This is a genomic window from Paenibacillus sp. USHLN196 (assembly GCF_037144955.1).
In the GTDB taxonomy this organism is placed as follows: Bacteria; Bacillota; Bacilli; order Paenibacillales; family Paenibacillaceae; genus Paenibacillus; species Paenibacillus xylanexedens_C.
This window is the reverse complement of record NZ_JBBCYH010000037.1, coordinates 1-1030: the sequence shown is the minus strand read 5'-3', so window position 1 is coordinate 1030 and position 1030 is coordinate 1. Positions and strand designations below refer to the sequence as shown.

At 49.9% G+C, this 1030-nt stretch carries 2 tRNA genes and 3 rRNA genes; all 5 read left to right on the top strand.

Annotated features, from left to right (window positions below):
- Window positions 1–93: ribosomal RNA gene (locus tag WFI24_RS34180) — 16S ribosomal RNA — on the top strand; the annotation flags it as partial.
- 119 nt (window positions 94–212) lie between these two features.
- Window positions 213–329, top strand: a 5S ribosomal RNA gene (gene rrf, locus WFI24_RS34175).
- A 36-nt stretch (window positions 330–365) separates the two neighbouring features.
- A tRNA-Ile gene (locus WFI24_RS34170) sits at window positions 366–442 on the top strand.
- Between the two features lie 22 nt (window positions 443–464).
- A tRNA-Ala gene (locus tag WFI24_RS34165) sits at window positions 465–540 on the top strand.
- 202 nt (window positions 541–742) lie between these two features.
- Window positions 743–1030 (top strand): 23S ribosomal RNA (locus tag WFI24_RS34160); the annotation flags it as partial.

The window sequence follows — 1030 nt, the reverse complement described above, 5'->3', positions numbered from 1 at the left end:
GCAAGGAGCCAGCCGCCGAAGGTGGGATAGATGATTGGGGTGAAGTCGTAACAAGGTAGCCGTATCGGAAGGTGCGGCTGGATCACCTCCTTTCTATGGAGAATCGTTTCCTGCAACGGAAACATTCAAATACGCAGCTTAGCTGCAAAACCTAGCCAGGTCGGCTAGTTACTCACTCGTTGCTCAGTTTTGAGAGCTCAAACTCTCAAACGTTTGGTGGCGATAGCGAAGGGGTTCCACACGTTCCCATCCCGAACACGACCGTTAAGCCCTTCAGCGTCAATGGTACTTGGACCGCAGGGTCCTGGGAGAGTAGAACGCCGCCAAGCGTAACCCATTTTGGGTTCAAATAGTATATATAATGTGGGCCCTTAGCTCAGTTGGTTAGAGCGCACCTCTGATAAGGGTGAGGCCGGTGGTTCGAGTCCACCAGGGCCCACCATCTACACCTTTTAATTTCATATGGGGCCATAGCTCAGCTGGGAGAGCGCCTGCCTTGCAAGCAGGAGGTCAGCGGTTCGATCCCGCTTGGCTCCACCAAAAATGATTTACAAGTTTGTTCTTTGAAAACTAGATATCGAAACGAAACAAACGCGAATTAGAACATTCCTTTTTAGCTGAACTTGTGTTAAACAAGTTTCAATAAAAACGGTAGATTGCATGAGCGAGTGATCGAAATGGAACGACTTTTGGATTTGCGCAAGCAAACCAAGTGGAGTGACAGCTCGAACACGAGCGATATGGTTAAGCTACTAAGAGCACACGGAGGATGCCTAGGCGCTAGGAGCCGATGAAGGACGTGGCGAACAACGAAACTGCCTCGGGGAGCTGTAAGCAAGCTTTGATCCGGGGGTGTCCGAATGGGGAAACCCAGCTGGGGTAATTTCCAGTTACTCATAACTGAATACATAGGTTATGTAGAGGCATACCAGGGGAACTGAAACATCTAAGTACCCTGAGGAAGAGAAAACAATAGTGATTCCGTCAGTAGCGGCGAGCGAACGCGGAGAAGCCCAAACCAGAGAGCTTG